13 protein-coding genes are annotated in these 17017 nt (G+C 66.2%); 5 read left to right on the forward strand and 8 right to left on the reverse strand.

Annotated features, from left to right (window positions below; all coding sequences use genetic code 11):
* Positions 1-893: helix-turn-helix domain-containing protein (locus E1263_RS14040; protein WP_202868871.1), on the reverse strand; the 893-nt coding region annotated here is incomplete at its 3' end.
* 70 nt (positions 894-963) lie between these two features.
* Here E1263_RS14040 and E1263_RS14045 point away from each other — a divergent pair.
* The gene (locus E1263_RS14045; protein ID WP_132167727.1) at positions 964-1983 is read left to right on the forward strand and encodes a saccharopine dehydrogenase NADP-binding domain-containing protein; all 1020 of its coding nucleotides are present in this window, start codon (positions 964-966) and stop codon (positions 1981-1983) included.
* On the opposite strand, the gene E1263_RS14050 is transcribed toward E1263_RS14045, so the two are convergent.
* A complete protein-coding gene (locus tag E1263_RS14050; RefSeq protein WP_165956603.1) occupies positions 1952-3868 on the reverse strand; it encodes a protein-arginine deiminase family protein in 1917 nt (638 codons plus the stop codon). The genes E1263_RS14045 and E1263_RS14050 overlap by 32 nt on opposite strands.
* Positions 3869-3968: 100 nt before the next feature.
* Between E1263_RS14050 and E1263_RS14055 the strand changes: the two genes are divergently transcribed.
* Complete coding sequence (locus E1263_RS14055; RefSeq protein WP_132167729.1) at positions 3969-7136, forward strand: family 78 glycoside hydrolase catalytic domain; 3168 nt, start codon at positions 3969-3971, stop codon at positions 7134-7136.
* Here E1263_RS14055 and E1263_RS14060 read toward each other — a convergent pair.
* The 3 genes from E1263_RS14060 to E1263_RS14070 form a co-directional block, all read right to left on the reverse strand.
* Complete coding sequence (locus E1263_RS14060; RefSeq protein ID WP_132167730.1) at positions 7126-8796, reverse strand: alpha/beta fold hydrolase; 1671 nt, start codon at positions 8794-8796, stop codon at positions 7126-7128. The two genes, E1263_RS14055 and E1263_RS14060, sit on opposite strands and share 11 nt — an antisense overlap.
* 91 nt (positions 8797-8887) lie before the next feature.
* A complete protein-coding gene (locus E1263_RS14065) occupies positions 8888-10555 on the reverse strand; it encodes an alpha/beta fold hydrolase (protein ID WP_132167731.1) in 1668 nt (555 codons plus the stop codon).
* A gap of 99 nt (positions 10556-10654) precedes the next feature.
* Positions 10655-12316 (reverse strand): alpha/beta fold hydrolase, encoded by a 1662-nt coding sequence (locus tag E1263_RS14070; RefSeq protein ID WP_202868872.1) that lies wholly within the window; start codon positions 12314-12316, stop codon positions 10655-10657.
* A 131-nt stretch (positions 12317-12447) separates the two neighbouring features.
* Between E1263_RS14070 and E1263_RS14075 the strand changes: the two genes are divergently transcribed.
* From E1263_RS14075 to E1263_RS14085, 3 genes are read left to right on the forward strand one after another with little or no spacing between them, the layout of a single operon-like run.
* Complete coding sequence (locus E1263_RS14075; RefSeq protein ID WP_132167732.1) at positions 12448-12783, forward strand: PadR family transcriptional regulator; 336 nt, start codon at positions 12448-12450, stop codon at positions 12781-12783.
* Entirely contained in the window at positions 12780-13535 is a 756-nt protein-coding gene (locus E1263_RS14080) for a hypothetical protein (protein WP_132167733.1), read from the forward strand. Before E1263_RS14075 ends, E1263_RS14080 begins: the two co-directional genes overlap by 4 nt.
* Positions 13536-13592: 57 nt before the next feature.
* The gene (locus tag E1263_RS14085) at positions 13593-14330 is read left to right on the forward strand and encodes a DUF4184 family protein (RefSeq protein WP_132167734.1); all 738 of its coding nucleotides are present in this window, start codon (positions 13593-13595) and stop codon (positions 14328-14330) included.
* Here E1263_RS14085 and E1263_RS14090 read toward each other — a convergent pair.
* From E1263_RS14090 to E1263_RS14100, 3 genes are read right to left on the reverse strand one after another with little or no spacing between them, the layout of a single operon-like run.
* Entirely contained in the window at positions 14293-15003 is a 711-nt protein-coding gene (locus E1263_RS14090; protein WP_132167735.1) for a GNAT family N-acetyltransferase, read from the reverse strand. The genes E1263_RS14085 and E1263_RS14090 overlap by 38 nt on opposite strands.
* Before the next feature lie 37 nt (positions 15004-15040).
* Positions 15041-15697 carry a GntR family transcriptional regulator gene (locus tag E1263_RS14095; protein WP_132167736.1) on the reverse strand — a complete coding sequence of 219 codons (657 nt, stop codon included), beginning with the start codon at positions 15695-15697 and terminating at the stop codon, positions 15041-15043.
* An 11-nt stretch (positions 15698-15708) separates the two neighbouring features.
* Complete coding sequence (locus E1263_RS14100) at positions 15709-16716, reverse strand: 1-aminocyclopropane-1-carboxylate deaminase (RefSeq protein WP_132167737.1); 1008 nt, start codon at positions 16714-16716, stop codon at positions 15709-15711.
* Positions 16717-17017 lie beyond the last annotated feature (301 nt).

A 17017-nucleotide genomic window follows, 5' to 3' on the forward strand; every position in this document is an offset into this window, starting at 1 on the left:
CCTACGGTGCGCTTGAATTGGCGGCGGAGGGTGGTGGGGGTGCCCATACCGGTGGCGGTGGCGATCGCGTCGATGGTTTCGTTGGTTGCTTCCAGCAACTCTTGGGCTCGGCGGACTCGGCGGGTGAGGAGCCACTGGAGTGGGGTTTCGCCGGTGGTGGCGCGGAAGAGGCGGCCGAGGTTGCGGGGGCTGGTGTTGGCTTCACGGGCTAGGTCGGTGACGGTGAGCGGCTGGTCGAGGCGCTCTTCGGCCCAGCTGAGTAGGCGCGACAGCGCATGTGCGTCGGCGGGCTGCACGGGCTTGGAGACGAACTGCGCTTGGCCACCAGCGCGATGCGGCGGTACGACGAGGCGCCGAGCGACCATGTTGGCCAGGGCCGCACCGCGGTCGAGGTGGATCAGATGCAGGCACAGGTCCACCGCAGCGGCCTTTCCCGCTGAGGTCAGCACCTGCCCGTTGTCGGTGTAGAGCACGTCCGGATCTACATCGACCGCGGGATAGGCCGAGCTCAGCTGATCCGTGTGCGCCCAATGTGTGGTCGCCCGCCGCCCATCCAGCAGCCCGGCCTCGGCCAGCACGAAGGCCCCGGTGCACAACGACGCCACCCGCGCGCCAGCGTCGTACGCGGCGCGCACGGCCTCAACAAGCGCCACCGGCGGCGCTACGTCGACATCCACACAAGCGGGCACGATCACCGTGTCCGCCGTCGCGAGCGCATCCAGCCCGTGATCCGGCTCGACCATGAACGGGCCGACCTGGATCGGCCCCGGTCCGCACAGCTGGACGTCGTACCAGTCCGGTGTGTCGACCGGCGGATTGCCGAAGATCTCGTAGGCGACGCCCAGCTCGAAGTGCAGGAGCTGCCCGGCTGTGGCGACCGCGACGGTATGCATGTCCGAAAGTGTACGCATGGTGTCGTTCCGGACACTCCCCCTGAGGCCTCCAAAGCGCCAGACTCAAGTCATGACGAACAAAATCACCGTGTACGGCGCCACTGGGCACACCGGCCGTTTCGTGGTGGCGGAACTGGTCCGCCAAGGGTTCACCCCGATCGTGTCCGGCCGGAACGCGGAAGCGCTCAAGCGACTCTGGCCCGACTTCGAGGCCCGCCCAGCCGCCGCGGACGATGCGCAGGCACTCGACGCTGCCCTGCTCGGCGCGGACGCGGTTATCAACGCCGCGGGCCCCTTCGCCGTGACCGCAGCTCCGGTCGCCGCCGCCGCGGTCCGCGCCGGCATCCCGTACGTCGATGTGGCCGCCGAGATCGAGGCCAACGTCGACACCTTCGCCGCCTTCGGCCACGCGCTGACGCCGATCGTCCCGGCCATGGCGTTCTACGGCGGACTCGGCGACCTGCTCGTCACGGCCGCGCTCGGCGATCGGACCAGCGCCGACGAGATCGTCGTGGCCTACGGGCTGAGCAGCTGGCACCCGACCCCCGGAACCCGAGCCGCCGGCAAGGTTTCCCACGACCGCCGCAACGGCCGTCGTGTGCGTTTCGCCGACGGCGCGTTGCAGTACCACGACGACCCGTCGGACCAGGAGGACTGGCAGTTCCCCGAACCGCTCGGCACTCGTCGGATGATCAGCGAATTCACCATGGCCGACATCGTCACGATCCCCAGCCACATCGACGTACCGAGTGTCCGTACTGCCATGACGCTCGAGGCCGCCGGTGACCTGGCCCAGGCCGACACCCCTGCGCCGAAGGCTGTCGACGACGCGGGCCGGTCCGATCAGACCTTCGTCGTGGACGTCCTGGTCCGCACCAAAGACGGCGACCTGCGGGCGAGCGCGCACGGCCAGGACATCTACGCAATCACCGCACCGCTCGCAGTAGGTGCCGTACGACGCCTCCTAGCCGGCGAGGGCCGGACCACGGGCGTGGCATCGGCCGGATCGATGTTCGACCCGGCCGATTTTCTCGCAGAACTGAAGCCCTACCTCACCGTCAGGATTGCTTCGTCCACCAGCGGTTCGTGAGGCCGTCCCGCAGGGTGTTGGTGGCGCAGTGGATCTCACCCTCGGAGACGTGGGTGCTGGTCAGGTCGTTCACGTAGGTGACCTGGTAGCCGATCTTATGGAACGCCTTGCTGATCGCGTCGGCGAAGATGTCCTTCCCACCGAGGAGCGGGCCGAACGGCTTCGGTGCGATGTAGCGTCCGGCGTTCAGCACCAGGCCGTTCACAGTCCCGGGCACCTCGGCGAGCGCGTCCCGCATCGCATGCAGTTCCTTGATCTTCGCGTCCTTCGCCGGACCGTCCTCCATGCCACGGATGGTCGTCTCGAGCATGCCGTAGTCGAGTCCGCGCGCGGTGTAGAGCGCCGGGAGGCGGACCAGGTCAGCCTCGGTCAGTCCGGACTTCTCCCGCAGTACGGCGAGGTTGGCCGCGATCCGGTCAGCCGCCCGCTCGTTGGTCTCGACGAACTGCTTGTCGGCGAGGAACTCGTTGGTCGAGCGCTGGTCGATGCGCTCGTCGTACGGCCATTCCAGCTTCGGCAGATTGCCGTGCAGCTTGTCACCGCCGTGGCCGGCAATCTTGACCTGCTGCAGCAGCTTCAACCCCGCCGTCGGATCCGCGACGACCGCCTTCCAGCCGAGCCGGCTGCCCGGGACCGGGACGAACTGAATGAACTCGTCCACGTGCCCGATCGTCAGCCAGGAGGTGTCGAGCTTGATCGGGTCCTGCAGGCCCTGTGACTTCAGCAGTGTGAGCATCTCCGGCGCCGGCCCGGTCTTCGACGGCGTGAGCCCGTCGCCACCGATCACCACGCGACCGTTCGGGTACTGCGAGGTCGCCGGAATCGTCTCCAGGTTGCCCATCGAGTCGTAGCTGCTGTTCTCGAACGGCACCGGTACATGCTCGACGTGGACACCGCCCACATCGGCTCCGGACAGTTCGGTGAAGATGATCCGGGAGGCAACCCGGCGGGAGTCGTTCGCTGATCCGATCAGCAGCTTCATCCCCTGTGGCTTCCCGCCCGGACCAGGAATCGATGTGTAGGCCGGCTCAAAGATGTCCTGCGCCCATTGGTCGCCGCTGAGGTCCAGCTGCCGCAACCCGCCAGATACGCCAGCCTTCTTGATGTCCGAAGCCGCCTCCGAACGCCACTGCTTGCCTTCGGCATCTTCAGCCTTCTCGGTGATGACCTGCTCGAGCTTCTGGGTGTTCAGCTGGGTCAGCACCGGCGCCTCGTGCATCGTCACCGTGCTCGATCCGCCACCCGAAACCGTGAGCGTGACGTCGATCGAACCGTCCCACTGAGCGGTGTCACGGATGATGTCGCGGCCTTCGAGCCCCAGCTCGGCACCGCGCCGCAGCTCATCCGCGGTCAGCTTGGTGTCCGGTGTGACCAGCTCCCACGCCGCACGCTTGATGAAGAGGTGCACTCGATCTGGCTGCGAGATCCGCAACGAACCAACCGCCGACTTCGGCACGGTTGGCTGAGGGATCGTGTGGATCCGCGCCAGATCGAGTGCGTCCTTGTGGCCGTTCACCACGGTGTCGGCAGCGTCGTTACAGGCCGCGAGTTCGCGGTCTGCCAGGTTCTGCTTGACCTGGTGGGTGCGCTCCAGCTCTTCGAACAGCCGCTGCGCCTCCTCCTGGTCCGGCATCTTCTTCAGCTCTTCACGGCGTTTGTTGAAGGCCTGGTCGTTCGCGGCCTCCCGGTCGACCGCAGCGGCGGCAACCTTCTTCGCGGGGACCCGGCAACGCCCGGCATCGTCGTCAAGGTTGGCCAGGAACAGACCGTACGACGAATCGGTCCGGAGCAGCGGGGACGTCGTACCGGCGGATGCCGTGGCCAGCGGGGCCCCGATCATCAACGCACCGGACGTGGACAGTAAGAGCACTGTGCGAGCAAGCATGCGTTCATGCTGGCGGGCGCTTGTCAGGGAATTGTCAGCTCGGTGTCCGACTTCGGTCATTCCGCAGCGCAGAGCGGATCGGCCCACCTAGCGTGGCCAGATGAGGATCGCCCGGAAGCTGCTCATTGCTAGCCTGGCAGCGATGATGATCGTCGGGTCGTCGACCGCAGGCGCCTCGCCGCCAGGCACGGTGCGGGCGACCGAACTGCGCGTGGACAACACCGTGAACCCACTCGGAATCGACAACGCGACACCCGCGTTCAGCTGGCAACTGACCGGCAGCGGGCGACAGACGGCGTACCGGGTTGTGGTTGGCACCGCGCGCGGCCGCGCCGATGTCTGGGACAGCGGGCGGATCGCGAGCGACGAGTCAATCGGCATCCAGTACGGCGGTCCTGCGCTGCAGTCGTCGACGCGCTACTACTGGACCGTCCAGGTCTGGGATGCGCATGGTCAGCAGCGGACCGCGGATCAGACTGCCTGGTGGGAAACGGGGCTGCTGAACAATGCCGCGTGGCAAGGTGCGCAGTGGATCACGCCTGACACCGGGAACGCGAAGGTCTGGTCGGACTTCAGCCTGGACCTCGACTTCACCATCAAATCTGTTGCCGCAGGCATCATTTTTCGCGCCACCGATGCGGCGAATCACTACCTCTGGCAGATCAACACCGCGACCTCACCGGGCAAGGTCATGCTGCGGCCGCATGTCCGGGTGAACGGTTCCTATCGGACGCTAGCGGAGATCGATCTCGCGCCGGTGGTCACGCCGGCGAATGCTTCAGCCCAGCATCACCTCACGACTCGAGCGGTCGGTTCGGTCGTCACCACCGCGATCGACGGCATCCAGGTGGACGAGCGTCAGCAGACGGAACACACTCGCGGGACGATCGGGTTTCGGACGTCGAGCACGGGCGGGGTCGCCGAGCGTGCGGCCTTCGACAACCTGGTCATCCGGGATCCGGACGGGCAGTTGTTGCTCAGCGATGACTTCGCGACCGCTCCGGATGCACATTTCCCGGCGAGCTCGGTCGTGGACGGACAGCTGGAACCGAGCGGTGATCCGGTGCTGATGGCTCGGGAGCCCGAGGCTCCGATGCTGCGCAAAGAGTTTGCCGTGGGCAAGCGCATTAGCCGGGCGCGAGCGACGGTCTACGGGCTGGGGTTCTACGAACTGCGGCTCAACGGCTCCAAGGTCGGCGACCGTGTGCTGACTCCGGCCAGTACGCCGTACGAGCGGCACAATCTGTATGACACCTACGACATCACCGACGCCGTACGGCGGGGTGCGAACACGGTCGGGATCTGGCTGGGAAACGGTTACGGGGCGCGCTACAACCCCTACGGCTTCCGGTGGACTGGGCCGAAGCAGGCGATCGCGCTGATCACCGTCACCTACACCGACGGCACCTCGCAGACCGTCCGCACCGACAACACCTGGACCTGGGCGTCCGGACCAATTGTTGCCAATGACATCTATGCCGGCGAAACCTACGATGCGCGAGCTGAGCTCCCTGGCTGGGACCAACCCGGCTATGACACAGCAGCCTGGCAACCCGTCCGGACCACCGCGGCGCCCAGTCCGGTCCTTGCCTCCAACACAATGCCGGCCATCAAGGTCGCGCAAACGCTGCGTCCAGTGAAGCTGACCGAGCCCAAGCCAGGCGTCTTCATCTACGACCTCGGGCAGAACATCGCCGGTTGGACTCGCCTGCGCGTCAGCGGCCTTGCCGGTACGGCGGTCCGCCTCCGCACCGCCGAGGAGCTCGGCGCCGACGGCCTACTGGACACCAGAACCAACCGCTCGGCCGCAGCCACGGACACCTACATCCTCAAGGGCAGCGGCGTCGAGACCTACGAACCTCGCTTCACCTACCACGGCTTCCGGTACGTCGAAGTGACCGGCCTCCGCCCGGATTCCTTGGAGGGCCGCGCGATCCACGCCGATCTGGCGTCGACCGGCAGCTTCCAATCGTCGGACGAGCTGCTGAACACCATCTGGCGGAACAACCGCTGGAGCATCCTCAACAACTCGATGAGCCTGCCGACCGATACCCCCGTGCGCGACGAGCGGACGCCGCCGACGATGGATGTGCAGGCCTACCGCGATGCGGCGATCCGCGAGTTCGGCATGAATCGGTTCTACGCCAAGTACCTGCGCGACCTGCCGCCGGGGACCGCGTTGCCGAGCGACGCGGTGAAGTCGCAGTACCCGGACATGGCCGGTGGGCAGGTTTCGCTGGCGTGGCGACTCTACGAGCAGTACGGCGACCGCGGCACGCTGGCGGCGTCGTACCCGTTGATGAAGGAATTCATCGACAAGAACGCTACCGATCAGCCGAGCCTTGTGTGGCCGGGCGATCAGGGATTCGGTGACTGGTGCCCTCCGGATCACGGGCCGGAGGCGAACGGCGGGATGGGCAGCCCGAACGCCGGGGACTGCTTCAGCGAGGTTTCGCTGGTAAACACCGCGCTCTGGTATCAGCAGACGGTCGACCTCGCGGAGTCTGCGCAAGCCTTGAACAAAGCGGATGACAGCACGAAATACGAGCAGCTGGCCGCCGCCATCAAGGTTGCCTTTAACAAGCAATTCCTCAACGCCGACAACACTTACAGCTCCGGACGCCAAACGACCAGCGTGCTGCCGCTGGCCCTCGGCCTCGTCCCTGCCGACCGAATCGCACAGGTCGGTGCAAAGCTCGCCGAGACGATCACCACCAAGAACGCCGGCCACCTCGACACGGGCATCTTCGGCACCCGCTACCTCGTCGACGCGCTGGCCGCGATCAACCGGCTCGACCTGGCGATGCAGATCCTCGGGCAACGCTCGTACCCGAGTTTCGGTTTCCAGATCGACCATGGCGCGACCACGAGCTGGGAGCAATGGCTGTACGACGCCGGGATGATCACGCACGACCACGCCATGTTCGCGGGGATCAACACCTCGCTCTACACCGTGCTGGCCGGTATCCAGCTGACCTCGCCGGCGTACAAGACCGTCACCATCGCGCCGCAGATCCCGCCGGGCCTCACCTACGTGACCGCCTCGATCGACACAGTCCGCGGCCGGATCAGTTCGTCCTGGCGCAAGACCTCCAAGCTCACGTTGACGATCAGTACGCCGCTCAACAGCACCCCGACGGTTGTGGTCCCGCTCCCGAGTCCGACGGCGCCCGTCACCGCCCCGGCGAAGGCCGTACTCGTGAGCAGGACCACAACCACTGCTACCTACCGAGCCGCTCCCGGCTCGTCAACCTTCGTTATCGGTTGAGCGGACCCTTCAGCGCGTTGATCGCCGCGGCCTGCGCAGCCAACGATGCACCGGCCGGCTTGACGGTCTTCGCCGCCGCCGTCCCGTCAGCCGGTACGTCGGGGCGCGGCGCGCCGTCGCACTCGACCCGCGAACCCGGCAGGATGCCGTTGATCAGATAGTCGTCGATCTTCTGCGTGGCACACGGATTGCCGCCGTACTGGCCGTGGCTGCCCTCGTCCTTGACAGAGATCAGGTTGTCGTTCAGCAAGGACGCCATCGCGGGCGATCCGTCGTACTGGGTGGACGGGTCGAACTCGGCGCCGATCACCAGGCCGACCGGGTAGCCGTTGCGCTTCAGATCGAGGAACTTCTCCTGCGGCTTCCACTTCGCGAAGGAGCAGTTGGTCTGGGCCGCCTGCATCGCGCCTGGTCCGTACGGGTACTTCGTGCGGAACAAGCGCATCTGCTGCTCGTAGCCCTTCGGTTCCTTCGACCACGGGACCTCACACGAAACGGCCTGGAAGACGCCTTGATAGGTCTCCTTGATCTTCCCGTAGAGGATCTTCAGCGCCTTGCTCGCATCGCTGCTCAACTTCGCCTTGCCGGCCGGGGCGTTCGCCGCATCGCGGATCTGGCCGATGAGCTGGGCCGAAACGTCCCACTGCGGCCGATACCCCGAGCTGCCCAGGATGAAGTCGAAGTACGGCCCGTCGATCTGCGCGGAGCCAGGAGGCGCATCCGGCCAGTCCACCGGACGCTTGGCGACCTTTGCCCGGATCCCGTCCAGGTACGCCGTCACCTCGGCCGGCGTCTTCCCGAGGTGGTACCGGCTATCGCGCTCGGCCATCCACGCCGCGAGCACCTCGAAGTTCTCCTTCGCCGCGACCGAAACCTGCTTGGCCTGCTCGTACCACAGCCAGTCCGGGTGCATCGACGAGTCGAGCACCGAGCGGTTCAGCTTGCTCGGGAACATCGCCCCGTAGGTCGCACCGAGCAGCGTCCCGTAGGAGTAGCCGAAGAAGTTGATCTTCTTCTCGGCCAGGACGCCGCGAATGACGTCCATGTCGCGGGCAGTGTTCATCGTGCTGATGTACTTGCGAATCCCGCCACCGGCCGCCGCGCACCCCTCCTCCTGGGCCTCGGCATCAGCCGCGATCTGGGCGATCTGCTTGTTGGTCGGCCGCGTCTCGAACAGCGCCTCGTTCGGCGGAACCTCACAGCGCAACGGCGTCGACCGCCCGACACCGCGCGGATCGAACCCGATCAGGTCGAACGCACCCGCGATCTTCGCCCGCTTCATCCAGACCGGCATCACCAGGCCCTCGCCGCCCGGACCGCCCGGATTCAGCAACAGCACCCCTTGCCGCTTGGCAGGGTCCGCAGCCTTGAGCCGGCTGACCGCAACCGACAGATTCCCGTCACTGGGCTTGCTGTAGTTGATCGGTACGACGACTGTCGCGCAATCCAGTCCCGCCCACTCCTTCTCCCATACGTCCTGCGGGTAGCCGGGCGGCGCCGTACCGGGGTCACAGGCCGCCCAGGTCACCACCTGGTGGTAGTACCGCGCCAGCGCCTGCTCAGGTGCTGCACTGGCCGGTACCACCACCAGCGATCCGGCCGCCATCGTCAGTCCAGCCGTCAACCCCACGACTCGCGCCAACCGTGGTTGTCGTCTCATCTGCTGCCTCTCTGTTCACAGATCGTCAGGAGGCAGTGACGCTAGCGGTCCGAACGTCAGGTGGCGATCAGTTAAAGGTAGGAATCCTTCGCTATCGGTTGAGCGGACCCTTCTGAGCCTCGATCGCTGCGGCCCGCCCGGCCAGTGATCCACCGGCCGGCTTAACGGTCTTGGCCGCCGCCGTCCCGTCAGCCGGTACGTCGGGACGCGGCGCACCGTCGCAGGTGCTGCGCGACCCCGGCAGGATGCCGTTCATCAGGTAGTCGTTGATCTTCTGCGTGGCGCACGGGTTGCTGCCGTACTGGCCGTGGCTGCCCTCGTCCTTGACCGAGATCAGGTTGTTGTTCAGCGCAGCCGCCATCGCGGGCGACCCGTCGTACTGGGTGGCTGGGTCGAACTCGGCACCGATCACCAGGCCGACCGGGTATCCCTTGCGCTTCAGATCGAGGAACTTCTCCTGCGGCTTCCACTTCGCGTAGGTGCAGTTGGTCTGGGCCGCCTGCATCGCGCCCGGGCCGTACGGGTACTTCTCGCGGAACAACCGCATCTGCTCCTCGTACCCTTTCGGGTCCTTCGACCACGGCGTCTCACACGAGACTGCCTGGAAGACGCCTTGGTAGGTGTCCTTGATCGTCCCGTACAGGGTCTTCAGCGCGTAGCCCGCATCGCTGCTCAGCACCCGCTTCCCGGCCGGCGCGTTCGCCGCATCACGGATCAGCCCGATCAGCTCAGCCGCAAGGTCCCACATCGGCCGGTATCCCGACCCCCCGAGGATGATGTCGAAGAAGATTCCGTCGACCGGATCGCCGGCACCCGGGATCGGCCAGGGCACCGGCTCCTTGGCGAGCTTCGCCCGGACCGCCTCCAGCGATGCCGTGACCTCGGCGAGCGTCTTGCCGAAGTGATAAGTGCTGTCGCGCTCCGCGATCCAGGACGCGACTGCCTCGAAGTTCTCCTTCGCGGCAACAGAGACCTGCTTGGCCTGCTCGTACCACAGCCAGTCCGGGTGCATTGAGGAGTCAAGCACCGAGCGATTCAACTTGCTCGGAAAGAGCGACCCGTAGGTCGCACCGAGCAGCGTCCCGTAGGAGTAGCCGAAGAAGTTGATCTTCTTCTCACCCAGGACGCCGCGAATGACGTCCATGTCGCGGGCAGTGTTCATCGTGCTGATGTACTTGCGGATCCCGCCACCGGCGGCCTCACAACCCTCTTCCTGCGCCTTCGCATCGGCCGCGATCTCGGCGAACTGCTTGTCGGTCGGCCGGGTATCGAAGAGCTGCTCCTTCGGCGGAACCTCACAGCGCAACGGCGTGGACCGCCCGACGCCGCGCGGATCGAAGCCGATCAGGTCGAACGGCCCCGCGATCTTCTCCTTCTTCATCCAGTTCGGCATCATCAGCCCGTCGCCACCCGGACCGCCCGGGTTGAGCAGCAGCACCCCTTGCCGCTGCTTGGGGTCAGCGGCCTTCCGCCGGCTGATCGCGACGGACAGATTGCCGTCTCCGGGCTTCTTGTAATTGATCGGTACGACGACTGTCGCGCAATCCAGTCCGGCCCATTCTTTATCCCAGTCCTCCTGCGGGAAGCCGGGCGGCGCCTCGCCAGGATCGCAGGCCGCCCAGCTCACTTTCTGGTTGTAGTACGCCGCGAGCGCCTGATCGGCTGCTCCGCTGGCCGGTACCACCACCAGCGATCCAGCCGCCATCGTCAGTCCGGCCGTCAACCCCACCACTCGCGCCAACCGTGGTCGTCGTCTCATCTGCTGCCTCTCTGTTCACAGATCGTCAGGAGGCAGTGACGCTAGCGATCCGGCCATGTGGCATTGATCAGCAGAAGATAGGGATCCTGTGAAGAACCTCTAGTACCGGTTGAGCGGACCCTTGGCCGCCGCAGCACCCGCTGCGGCTCGATCGGCCAGCGAACCTCCCGCAGGTTTGAAGGTCTTGGCCGCCGCCGTGCCGTCCGCCGGTACGTCGGGACGCGGCGAGCCGTCGCACGTGCTGCGCGATCCCGGCAGGACGCCGTTGATCAGGTAGCCGTCGACCTTCTGCGTGACACACGTATTGCGGCCGTACTGCCCGTGGCTCCCCTCGTCCTTGACCGAGATCAGGCTGTTGTTGAGTTTGGAGGCCATCGCGGGCGAACCGTCGTACTGGGTGGACGGATCGAACTCGGCGCCGACCACCAAGCCGACCGGGTAGCCGTTGCGCTTCAGGTCGACCGCCTTCTCCGGCGGCGTCCACTGCGCATAGGCGCAGTTGGTCGGACCGGCCTGCATCGCGCCCGAACCGTAGGGGTACTTCTCGCGGAACAACCGCATCTGCTCCTCGTACCCCTTCAGGTCCTTCGACCACGGCGTCTCACACGAGACCGCCGGGAAGACACCTTCGGTGGTCGGCTTGATCGTCCCGTACAGGATCTTGAGCGCCTTACCCGCGTCGCTGCTCAGCTTCGCCTGGCCGGCCGGGGCATTCGCCGCATCACGGATCTGACCGATGAGCTGCGTCGAGACGTCCCAGGCCGGCCGGTACCCCGAGGAACCGAGGATGTAGTCGAGGGTCGTGCCGTCGACCGGCATCCAGGTCCCGGGAGTCTCCACCGGTCGCTCGGCGACCTTGGCCCGGAGATCCTCGAAGGCGGCCAGCACCGCGGCGGGCGTCGTACCGAAGTGGTACCGGCTGTCGCGGTCGGCGATCCAGGTCGCGAGCGCCACGGCGTTCTCCTTCGCCGCAACGGAGACCTGCTTGGCTTGCTCGTACCAGAGCCAGTCCGGGTGCATCGACGCGTCGAGCACCGACCGGTTCAGCTTGCTCGGGAACATCGAGCCGTAGACCGCGCCGAGGTAGGTCCCGTAGGAGATTCCGAGGTAGTTGATCTTCTTCTCGCCCAGCACGCCGCGGATGACGTCCATGTCGCGCGCGGTGTTCGCCGTACTGATGTACTTCCGGATCCCGCCACCGGCCGCCGCGCAGCCCTTCTCCTGAGCCTCTGCATCAGCCTCGATCTGCGCGAGCTGCCGATCGGCCGGCCTGCTCTCGCGGAGCGGCTCGTTCGGCGGGACCTCACACCTCAACGGGGTGGAGCGGCCGACGCCGCGCGGATCGAACCCGATCAGGTCGAACGGACCGGCGATCTTCTCGCTCTTCATCCAGTTCGGCATCGTCATCCCCGAACCACCAGGACCACCGGGGTTCAGCAGCAGCACCCCCTGCCGGTGACCGGGGTCGGTCGCCTTGCGCCGGCTGATTGACACCGACAGGTTGCCGTCACCGGGTTTCTGGTAGTTCACCGGTACGACGATCGTCGCGCAGTCCAGCCCGGCCCACTCCTTGTCCCACTCCTCCTGCGGGTACCCGCGCGGCGCCGTACCGGCGATACAAGCCGCCCAGCTCACCTTCTGCTGGTAGTACGCCGCCAGATTCGGTGCACCGTTGGCCGGAAGCACCACCAACGACCCGGCCGCTATCGCCAGCCCGCCAGTCATGGCCGCGACTCGCGCCAACCGTGGTCGTCTACTCATCTGCTGCGTCTCCGTTCGTTGATGGGTTGAACGCCTGTCACGCTAGTGACGCAATGTCCGGAGGTTGTCCGGAGCCGGTGGGCATCCTGTGCGAATCCGGAACGCTCCGTTGGACGGAGTATTCTTCCCGGATGAGCGATCGTGGGATGCAGGAGCTGGCATTGTTGTTGCTGACGGCTCTCGCGAATGAGTCCCGGCACGGCTACGCGATCGCCCAGGAAGTCAAGGCGATCACCGACGGCCGCGTCGCTCCCCGAACCGGTGCCCTGTACGGCGCTTTGGACCGGCTGCTGGCCGATGGATTGATCGCGGTTGAGCGGGAAGAGGTGGTCGGCGGGCGGGCTCGTCGGATCTTCGCGTTGACGGCGGATGGGCGTGGACGGCTGGAGACTGAGGCCGAGCGGCTGGCCGCGACGGCTCAGGAGATGCGCCGGCGACTGGCCGGTGGGACTGCGCCCGCTACATGAGGCTGTACCCGGCTCGCTATCAGGCGGCTGCCGAGATCCTTGATGTCCATCGCGAGATGACGATGGATCTGTCGCGGTTGGCTCGACTGCGCGCTGATGCCGATCTCGTCGCGCATGCGATGCGGGTGCGGCTCGGGCTCGACTCCGCGTCAGCCGGTGGTCGCTTCTTTGAGTTGGCCGCTCCCTTCGCGCTAGCGGTCGCCGCGGCGTGCGGCGGGATTGAGTTGATGCGGTGGTACGCCGGAGTCGCGATCTCGCCTGGTTCCACCTGGAGCCAGCTCGCGACCACCGATCTTCGGCAAGGACTGCATGTCGTGTTCCTGCTGCTGATGTGTGGTGGTGGCATCGTTGCCTTGCTCGAGTACTGGCGATTCGGCAGCCGTCTGAGTGTGGTTGGTCTGCTGGGGTTTGCTGCCTTCTGGTTCGTCGCGCCGGGGTACTACGAGGAACTGCCGCTCGAGGTCATCGCCGCCGTCCTGACGGCGCTCGTCATCCTGGCCTGCCCACCCCAACGACGAGCCCACCGCAAGCCGGCAACCGTCGCCGGCGCGATGGCCGCGATCGCCTGGTTCCCCTCCGCGCTGGTGTTGACGCGAGGGTTCGTGGTCAGCACGGACTACGGCGCCTGGCCGTTGCTCACCCTCATCCTGACCGGGGTCGTTTGCTACGCCCGCCCGTCCGGCCTTCGCACGCTGGCAGCCCTCGCCGTCGCCTCACCTCTCTTCCTGGCTCCTGCCCTGATTTCCCTATAGTCCGTTCAAGTGAGTATTCTCTGCAGCGTACTACCCACGCCGCAGAGGAGACCCGCTATGCCCTTCACCCTGGCGCACCCGGCCGCGGTCCTTCCGCTGCTGCGCCACCCGTTCGTCCCGGTCGCCCTGATCGCCGGCTCGATGGCGCCGGACGTGCCCTACTTCCTGACCGCCGTCGGGATCAGGTCGACGCACGCCGGCGACTGGTACGGCTCCTTCCTCAATGCCACCAGCACCCACTCACTCACCGGCCTGCCCATCGATCTCCTGTACGCCGTCCTGCTGGTCGGCGCCTATTGGTTGCTACAGGCCCCCATTAGCGCCCTCGGCCTGACCCTGCCGAAAATCGGCCGCCCCAATATCGTCTGGCTGCTCATCTCCGCCCTCATCGGCGCCGCTACGCACCTCCTCTGGGACTACCTGACCGAGGCGGACTTCATGCCTGCACCCCGCCTACTCCAGTACGCGAGCACGGTGTTCGGCCTGGTCGTCGTCGGCTGGTATCTGTGGAAGCATCGCGATCAGTTCCGTGCCGGCGATGACACGACTCCGCGACTCAGTGCGACCACCCGCCGAGTCGTCATCGGCCTGCTGATCGCCGCTCCGTTGCTGGCTGCCGCCGTACTGGCTCCCGCCGACTACAGCGACTACCAGTCCGCAAGCGAGTCCTGGACCGGTGTCGCCGAAGGCGTGCTGACCGGTGCGATCAAACGCGCCGGCGCCGCCTTCGTCATCGCGCTCCTCTTCTACGCCGCCGCTAGCTGGACCACCAGGTTGACTCGGCGATCGTCGTGAAGCCCAAGGACTGGTAGAGATGCTGCGCAGGTGCCGCCGCAGTCAGGGTGACTGGCAAGGGATCGAGCTGCGCCAGTACGGCGTACATGAGTTGCCGCGCTAGGCCCTGGCCACGGAACTCGGGCATGGTGGTGACGAAGTAGACGCCGGACACGTCGTCTTGAGTGATGGTCGCGCCGGCGGCGGCCCATTGGCCGTCGACTGCGATCAGGTAGGCGTCGAAGCCTGGCGTGGCGAGCAGGCCGGGTGGGATTGCGGCAGCACTGCCGTACGGCTGGAAGTGGGGTAACGGGAAACCCTCGACGACGACTCTGTCGACGGCGGCCAGTTGCTCCTCGGTTTGGACGTGGACCACTTCGACGGTCGGCGCAGGCACAGGCGCGGCCGGTCGGATCATCACCGGCCACCTAGCCGGCATGAGAGGCGGCGACACAACACCGTACGGGTCTTCGATCGTCACACGGGGCCAGGGACGGCCGGTTAGGAGATCGGTGAGCTCGGCAAGGTCGGCTTGCGGCGGCTCGGGTGAGGTCAGGACCACGCGGAGTCCGTTGCGGAGCGGGTCGAGGGCTGCGATGAAACTCGGCCGCTCGATCTGCTCGTAGCCACGAGCCCGCCCGAGAGCGCGCCAGAAGGCGGCACCGTTCTTGTTGGCCAGATGAAGGTCGTTCATGGCAACGAATCTACAACTTGGCTCCGACAGTTTTTATTCAGAGTTGCGCGATCAATGGAACCAGGGTCAGCCAGTTGGTTCGGGCTGCCTCGGCCGCCGCCTCGGCATCGCCTGCTTCGCAGTGGGCGATGATGAGGTTGTGCTGGGCAACTGATTCGCGACCGCTGAGCGAACTGAAGCGCAACCGCTCGATCCGGCGCAACGCCGGTGTGTACTGATCAAGGACCGCGGCAACCGCCTGGTTGACACTGACCCGAACCGGTACGGCGTGAAAGTCGTCGTCAGCCTGTACGGCGGCATCGACGTCGGCGGCGTTGAGCGCGGCAGCGAAGCGGTCGTTGGCGGCACGCATCGCGGCCAGATCGGTGATGGTCAAATGCGGGACGGCTTCGCGAACGGCGAGTTCGTGCATGGCGGCGGTGACCAGCTGCGCTTCGCGAAGTGCGCGAGCGTCCAGCGGGCTGACCATCGTGTACCGGCCGGGCTTGGTCTGCACCAGCCCGGCCTGTTCGAGCCGCGCGAGCGCCTCGCGGACCGGCGTACGGCTGACACCGAGCCACTCCGAGAGGTCGCCGTCGTTCAGGCGTTCGCCGGGCGCGAGCTCACCTTTGACGATCGCGTCGCGGATCGCCCGGTAGGCGTCCTCGCGCAGCAGCGAGCGCGGGACGACCGCGCGTTCCTTGGGCACCGGCATGCGACCGCAACCTACCGGAAGAGTCCGCTGTAGGCGTTGAGGGCAGGCTGACCACCGAGGTGCGCGTACAAGACATTCGAGTCCTTGCCGATCTCACCGTCCCGGACGAGGTCGATCAGAGCGGCCATCGACTTCCCCTCGTAGACCGGGTCGATGATCATCCCCTCCAGCCGACCGGTGAGTCGGATCGCATCCAGCGTCGACTGCACCGGGACGCCGTACAGGTCGCCGGCCCAGCCCTCGAGCACAGTGATCTCATCGTGGCGCAGGTCGCGGCCGAGCCCGATCAGGTCAGCAGTCGACCGGGCGATTTTCTCAACCTGGGCGTGGGTTTCGGCCAGTTTCGCGGAGGCATCGATCCCGAGAACGCGCCGCGGCCGGTCCTGCCCGGCGAATCCCGCGATCATCCCGGCATGTGTACTGCCGGTGACACTGCAGACCACGATCGTGTCAAAGAAGACGCCGAGCTCACGCTCCTGCTGCTCGACCTCATACGCCCAGTTCGCGAAACCTAGTCCGCCAAGACGATGATCCGAAGCACCCGCAGGGATCGCGTACGGCGTACCGCCCTCTGCTCGCACTTCGTCCAGCGCGCGGTGCCAACTGTCCTTGAACCCGATCCCGAACTCCGCGTCGACGAGCCGGACCTGAGCACCCATGATCCGGCTGAGCAGGATGTTGCCGACCTTGTCGTTCACCGGGTCTGGCCAGTCCACCCAGCTCTCCTGCAACAGGACTGCTTTCAGTCCGACCTTTGCCGCCACCGCCGCGACCTGGCGCGTGTGGTTCGACTGCACTCCCCCGATGGTGACGAGAGTGTCCGCGCCCTGCGCCAACGCTTCCGGGATCAGGTACTCCAGCTTCCGCGTCTTGTTGCCGCCGTACGCGAGGCCGCTGTTGCAGTCCTCCCGTTTGGCCCAGACGCGGGCCCCGCCGAGGTGGGCGGTCAGGCGGTCCAGCGGGTGGATCGGGCTCGGCCCGAACAGCAGTGGGTAGCGCTCGAACGCGTCGATCGGCATGCAGGACTCCTCGGCTGCGATGTGCAATATATCGCATATTACAGCCCGTTCTGGCCGCTTTTGTCCAGAGCTACCCACCGTCACCTTCGGCGGCCCATGTCCTGGCAAACCCGCCCCGAAATCCCTTCAAACACCTGAATTTCGTGAGCAATAGCGGTGATTCACGGGGATTTACGGGTATCTGCCGACTCGGTATCTCTCCGTTATTGCCGGGAGTGGTTACCGCCTGGTAGGAACGTCCATCAGCTTCGTACTGAACGGTAGTTCAAGTACGTGAATCTTGGATTTTCCGGAGGGGGTC

The organism is Kribbella antibiotica (assembly GCF_004349055.1).
Taxonomy (GTDB): domain Bacteria; phylum Actinomycetota; class Actinomycetes; order Propionibacteriales; family Kribbellaceae; genus Kribbella; species Kribbella antibiotica.

Excerpts from the sequence above, each read along its gene's own strand:
- E1263_RS14045 (WP_132167727.1), top strand. The coding sequence starts at position 964 with ATGACGAACAAAATCACCGTGTACGGCGCCACTGGGCACACCGGCCGT.
- E1263_RS14050 (WP_165956603.1), bottom strand. The coding sequence starts at position 3,868 with ATGCTTGCTCGCACAGTGCTCTTACTGTCCACGTCCGGTGCGTTGATG.
- E1263_RS14055 (WP_132167729.1), top strand. The coding sequence starts at position 3,969 with ATGAGGATCGCCCGGAAGCTGCTCATTGCTAGCCTGGCAGCGATGATG.
- E1263_RS14060 (WP_132167730.1), bottom strand. The coding sequence starts at position 8,796 with ATGAGACGACAACCACGGTTGGCGCGAGTCGTGGGGTTGACGGCTGGA.
- E1263_RS14065 (WP_132167731.1), bottom strand. The coding sequence starts at position 10,555 with ATGAGACGACGACCACGGTTGGCGCGAGTGGTGGGGTTGACGGCCGGA.
- E1263_RS14070 (WP_202868872.1), bottom strand. The coding sequence starts at position 12,316 with ATGAGTAGACGACCACGGTTGGCGCGAGTCGCGGCCATGACTGGCGGG.
- E1263_RS14075 (WP_132167732.1), top strand. The coding sequence starts at position 12,448 with ATGAGCGATCGTGGGATGCAGGAGCTGGCATTGTTGTTGCTGACGGCT.
- E1263_RS14080 (WP_132167733.1), top strand. The coding sequence starts at position 12,780 with ATGAGGCTGTACCCGGCTCGCTATCAGGCGGCTGCCGAGATCCTTGAT.
- E1263_RS14085 (WP_132167734.1), top strand. The coding sequence starts at position 13,593 with ATGCCCTTCACCCTGGCGCACCCGGCCGCGGTCCTTCCGCTGCTGCGC.
- E1263_RS14090 (WP_132167735.1), bottom strand. The coding sequence starts at position 15,003 with ATGAACGACCTTCATCTGGCCAACAAGAACGGTGCCGCCTTCTGGCGC.
- E1263_RS14095 (WP_132167736.1), bottom strand. The coding sequence starts at position 15,697 with ATGCCGGTGCCCAAGGAACGCGCGGTCGTCCCGCGCTCGCTGCTGCGC.
- E1263_RS14100 (WP_132167737.1), bottom strand. The coding sequence starts at position 16,716 with ATGCCGATCGACGCGTTCGAGCGCTACCCACTGCTGTTCGGGCCGAGC.